Here is a 5275-nt window from a genome sequence, read left to right on the forward strand (position 1 = left end):
CCCATTTTCTCAGTGGAGATTACAACAATTAACTAGGAACTTTTTTTATAGTTACTGTCTTATCTAAATGTATAAAAATAGATGATTTATAATCTTAGTCCCTCAACTTAAATTTTAACTTTTATATTCTCGCACCATCCGATCACTGACATCTTCCGGATAGCAAAACGGTGCATAACCACCAGCACGGTTATAAGCACTACGCTTGCCGCAACGACTACCATTACGCGCTGTATTGTATGGACAAGGACAATTTCCCGGATAGCTTTCAATCGACTGTTGAATAATCTTCTGTTTAATTGCTTCCGTACTTTGGCTGCTCTGCTTGGCTTCTGCTCCAAAAGCTACACATAGTCCAACTAGTAATAATAATTTTTTCATACATTCCCCCATCTACGGAGCATTGTATAAAGCTACATATAAATTGAAAGATCACATTTTGAATAACCGAATGATTTTCAAACATTCAAAATTCAGGCAATAAAAAACCCGCCTTACAGCGGGTCTTTCTAGGAATCAATCTAGTCTTATAGACGAATCAATTCCACAATTTTCTCAGCAAGTTCTTCAACTGCTTCTTGTGCGTAAGTCACATCTGTACCTTCTGCAAGGTCAGTAATCACCACCACACCAGTTTCACGTACAAGTGCAACCTGTTCAGCAGTTAGACCCGCTTTCGCAATCGCAACCACACCTTGTTGAATCAACAGGCTTTCAAGTGCTTGTGTATTTTCCAGTGCTTTCGCAGTTACAGTGACCGCAGCAGGTTTTTGGCCTAAACGTGCAGCACGTGCTTCAGCAGTCACAGGCTCGTTATGTGCAGTCCATTCCACCGCAGCTTCAACCATACCCGCACCAACAGTCACGTTGCTTAGACGGTCGATGAAAATGAATGAACCTGTGTAACGGCTATCTTGATAACGGTCAAATACCACTGGCGCATCAAATTCGATGGTCACATCAGCAATTGCATTCAGATCCAGCTGCTCTACTTGTAGTTTTTCCAATGTATTGACATTGGTACGGTAGTTAATTTTCGCAACTTTTGCAGGAATCGTTTGAGTACCAAACTTCACATTATAAAGTTTACCAACCACCAGCGGCTGGTCGTTCATCCATACCACAGATGCGCGAGCAGAACGTGAAATCAGTGGTTGTTCGCCAGCTTTCACCAACACGTTACCACGTGAAATATCAATTTCATCATTTAGCGTTAAAGTAACAGCTTGACCAGCTACAGCATGATCCAGATTACCGTCAAAAGTGACAATTTCTTTCACTGTTGATTTCTTGCCAGATGGCAGCGCAACAATTTCATCACCAACTTTTACTTCACCCAGTGCGATCGTACCGCAGAAACCACGGAAGTCGAGGTTAGGACGGTTAACGTACTGAACTGGGAAACGGAATTCGTCTTTGCTGGTATTACGTGTAATTTCTACAGTTTCCAAAGTCTCCATTAAGGTCTGACCTTGGTACCACGGCGTATTTGGTGATTTGTTTACAACATTATCACCGTTCAATGCAGAAATTGGCGTGAATACAATATTTTCAGGTTTACGATCGCTCAGCTGATCCACGAACTTGTTGTACTCAGCCTGAATTTCATTGAAGCGTGCTTCAGAGAATTCAACCAAGTCCATTTTGTTCACTGCAACCACAATATTACGAATACCTAGAAGGCTCGCAATAAATGAGTGACGACGTGTTTGAGTCTGAACACCGTAACGCGCATCGATCAGGATAATTGCAAGATCCGCAGTAGACGCACCAGTTGCCATGTTACGAGTGTACTGTTCGTGCCCTGGGGTGTCGGCAATGATGAACTTACGTTTTTCAGTAGAGAAATAACGGTAAGCTACGTCAATCGTAATACCCTGCTCACGTTCAGCTTGCAGACCATCTACAAGAAGCGCCAAGTCAGGTGCATCGCCAGTAGTACCCACTTTTTTAGAGTCACGAGTCACGGCTTGCAGCTGATCTTCATAAATCAGTTTTGAATCATAAAGCAGACGGCCGATAAGAGTAGATTTACCATCATCCACGTTACCGCAAGTCAGGAAACGCAATAAGTCTTTATTTTCGTGCTGTTTCAAATAAGCCAAAATGTCTTGGCTAATAAGTTCTGATTGGTGAGACATCGCTCATAGCTCCACAAATACGTTGAAATCGGTTTCTTTTAATCCCTCTAAATCCGCCTTGGAAGCCCCTCTTTTATAAAGAGGGTGAGCAGCACTGCTGCGCAAGGAGATTCTTAGGGTGAGATTTCTCTTAGAAGTAACCTTCCTGCTTTTTCTTTTCCATCGAACCTGCTTCGTCATGGTCGATCATACGGCCTTGACGTTCAGATGTGGTCGCTAAAAGCATTTCCTGGATAATTTCCGGTAAAGTTGTTGCAGTTGATTCAACCGCACCTGTTAATGGGTAACAACCTAAAGTACGGAAACGAACCGATTTCATTTGTGGCACTTCGCCTGGATTCAGGCGCATGCGCTCATCATCAACCATGATCAGCGTACCATTACGCTCAACGACTGGACGTTCAGCAGCTAAGTACAATGGAACAAGTTTGATATTTTCAAGATAGATATATTGCCAGATGTCCAGCTCAGTCCAGTTAGACAGCGGGAATACACGAATACTTTCGCCTTTGTTCACTTTACCGTTATAAAGATTCCAAAGTTCTGGACGCTGGTTTTTCGGATCCCAACGGTGTTTAGAGTCACGGAATGAATAAACACGTTCTTTGGCACGTGATTTTTCTTCGTCACGACGTGCACCACCGAAAGCAGCATCAAACTGATATTTATCCAGTGCCTGTTTCAGACCTTGGGTTTTCATAATGTCAGTATATTTAGAGCTACCATAGTCGAATGGGTTTACGCCCGCATCACGACCTTCTTTGTTCTGATGCACGATCAGATCAAAGCCATGTTCTTTGGCCATGTTATCACGGAACTTGATCATGTCTTTGAATTTCCAGCCGGTATCTACATGAAGTAGCGGGAATGGAAGTTTTGCAGGATAAAACGCTTTCAGTGCTAAATGCAGCATAACTGCTGAATCTTTACCGATTGAATAAAGCATAACCGGATTTTCAAACTCGGCAGCAACTTCGCGAATGATGTGAATACTCTCAGCTTCAAGCTGTTTAAGATGAGTAAGTCTTTCCTCATTTAATAACATGGACAACCTGCGTATTACACGTGTACTTATTACACTTTATAAAATTTATATTCATTATAGTGATTAACTTTTCATAACGATTGCTTGTTTTGTGATATTCATATATTAAAACGTCATATAAAAATTCACTAATATCAACTATCAGTTTTTATGAATCTGATAGCTTAGCTAAATAAAGACAATTGATTGTTTAGTCAAAGCACTCTGAAAGATTACTTTTAGCAATGAAATGATATATTAATCATCTAAACGGACAGTTCACATCGTCGTGAAAAAAAATTAGAGTAGAACAAGTTACCCCAAATTATAAACTGTGTATGCCTTATAACGAATTTGATTTAGAAACTTTAAAATCCCGTCTGGAACAGGCAAAACTTGCCGGTTTTATTTACCAGCACCAGCAACATATTTTGGTTCTTCAGGAACCCTATACTGAAGATGGCAGTCCTTTAAACATTTATATCCAGCATGAACTGACAGCGGATCAGATTGGCCTGCAGTTTGGCCTGCGTAAGCTGAATGGTCAATGGGAATATCTGCTCGGTATGACTTATAGCAACCAGCAGGCAGGTTACGAAATAGGTGCCGGCAATCTGAGAGGTGATCAAAAAGCTTTCAACCTGCTTTATGCTTTCTATAACTATCCTAAAGCCTTCTTCTTGGTGGCCTTACCTTTGTCTGCAAATACTCAGGCATTGGAACAGGCTCTCGAAGAACAACTATTTAATCAGCCTGAACTTAAATTCCTAGAGACTGCAGTAAAAACCAATCCGATGGGCGAACAGGTGCAATGGATGAAGAGCTATATCCTGCAACAAGCCCTTGAAATGAAAGTCCGTATCCAGACCGCCATCCTTTAATGCTTTTATATATCTACAGAGGCATAGAAAAGCAGATATATATCAATTGCTTTTCTATTCTTTACATAAAACCTCAGATTCGCCCACCTATAAAATAGTCGACATTTATTAGCATCTAAGAAAAACACATCACAAATTGTTAAATTTTGGATTTTATCAAGTTATCCCAATAGGGAATTTTGTTGTTTTTTGCTTACAATTTTATTAATAACTGTTATCTTTAACAGGGTCATAAAATTTCTATAAAACCATAATTAGAGACAGAAACTCATGTGGGAACTGTTCACTCATCCTTCTAACATTGTATTTAGTATCAGTTTAAGTCTGATGCTGATGTTTGCTGCCTTAGAATGTGTCTTGCTGATGCTGGGAGGTGGCTCCCAGAATATGTTCGAACAATTTCTGCCTGAAGAACCGCTTCACCCAGAAGTAGGTGTTGATCAGCATACTGGCCTGTTCCATAAAGTATTCGACTGGCTTTATCTTGGTCGCCTGCCTCTCTTTATTTGGCTAATTATTTTCCTGACCAGTTATGGTCTGAGCGGATTATTGATCCAAGGTCTGTTTGAACGATTTACCAGTCAGCTTTTAAATGCATGGATTATTTCCCCTGCCTGTTTATTTTTATGCATGCCGATTGTACGTGGGCTGTCCGTGCTTGCTGCCAAAATTCTGCCTCAGGATGAAACCATCGCGATCTATAGCGATGAACTGATCGGACGAACCGCCACGATTATTCTGGGAGATGCCAAAGCTAACTCCCCTGCTCAGGCCAAAGTTCAGGATCAGCATGGTAAGACCCATTATGTGCTGGTCGAACCTGAACGCAATGAAATATTTAATCAAGGTCAGACAGTGGTTTTGACTCAAAAAACTAAAAATGGCTTTCAGGCTATTGAACTTTAATTAAACCAATTTCCTATAAAAATTAAGCTTGCCCAAAGAGACTTTATAACAATGCTAAATTTTGATTTATATAACATTTTAATCATTACTGGGGTTATTTTCTCCGGCCTGATCACCTTTGGTTTAATCATCGCTCGCCTTTACCGTCGTTCAAGTAAGGAAATTTCTTTTGTCCGTACCGGTTTTGGCGGGGAGAAAGTCATTCTAGGCGGTGGTGCGTTGGTTCTGCCCGTATTGCATGAAATTATACCGGTAAATATGAATACCCTGCGTCTGGAAGTTCGCCGTGCTGATGATCAGGCACTGATTACCCGCGACCGTAT

General features: G+C 41.0%; 5 protein-coding genes and 1 pseudogene. 3 read left to right on the top strand and 3 right to left on the bottom strand.

Going from position 1 to position 5275, the window contains the following annotated elements; all coding sequences use genetic code 11:
• Positions 1–114: 114 nt before the first annotated feature.
• The 3 genes from B4J23_RS13065 to cysD form a co-directional block, all read right to left on the bottom strand.
• Complete coding sequence (locus tag B4J23_RS13065) at positions 115–381, bottom strand: hypothetical protein (RefSeq protein WP_180016796.1); 267 nt, start codon at positions 379–381, stop codon at positions 115–117.
• 146 nt (positions 382–527) lie between these two features.
• The gene (gene cysN / locus B4J23_RS13070; protein WP_291361185.1) at positions 528–2141 is read right to left on the bottom strand and encodes a sulfate adenylyltransferase subunit CysN; all 1614 of its coding nucleotides are present in this window, start codon (positions 2139–2141) and stop codon (positions 528–530) included.
• Positions 2142–2271: 130 nt separating this feature from the next.
• Positions 2272–3186: a sulfate adenylyltransferase subunit CysD gene (gene cysD / locus B4J23_RS13075; protein WP_159122810.1), complete on the bottom strand. Its 915-nt coding sequence runs from the start codon at positions 3184–3186 to the stop codon at positions 2272–2274.
• A gap of 317 nt (positions 3187–3503) precedes the next feature.
• On the opposite strand from cysD, the gene B4J23_RS13080 reads away from it, so the two are divergent.
• From B4J23_RS13080 to B4J23_RS13090, 3 genes and pseudogenes are all read left to right on the top strand, one after another.
• Entirely contained in the window at positions 3504–4046 is a 543-nt protein-coding gene (locus B4J23_RS13080) for a hypothetical protein (protein ID WP_291361187.1), read from the top strand.
• Between the two features lie 270 nt (positions 4047–4316).
• Positions 4317–4952, top strand: a complete 636-nt coding sequence (locus tag B4J23_RS13085; protein WP_180069419.1) for a YqiJ family protein — start codon at positions 4317–4319, stop codon at positions 4950–4952.
• Positions 4953–5003: 51 nt separating this feature from the next.
• Positions 5004–5275: pseudogene (locus tag B4J23_RS13090) on the top strand (flotillin family protein); the annotation flags it as partial.

The sequence above is a fragment of the Acinetobacter sp. UBA3025 genome (assembly GCF_002367915.1).
GTDB lineage: Bacteria > Pseudomonadota > Gammaproteobacteria > Pseudomonadales > Moraxellaceae > Acinetobacter.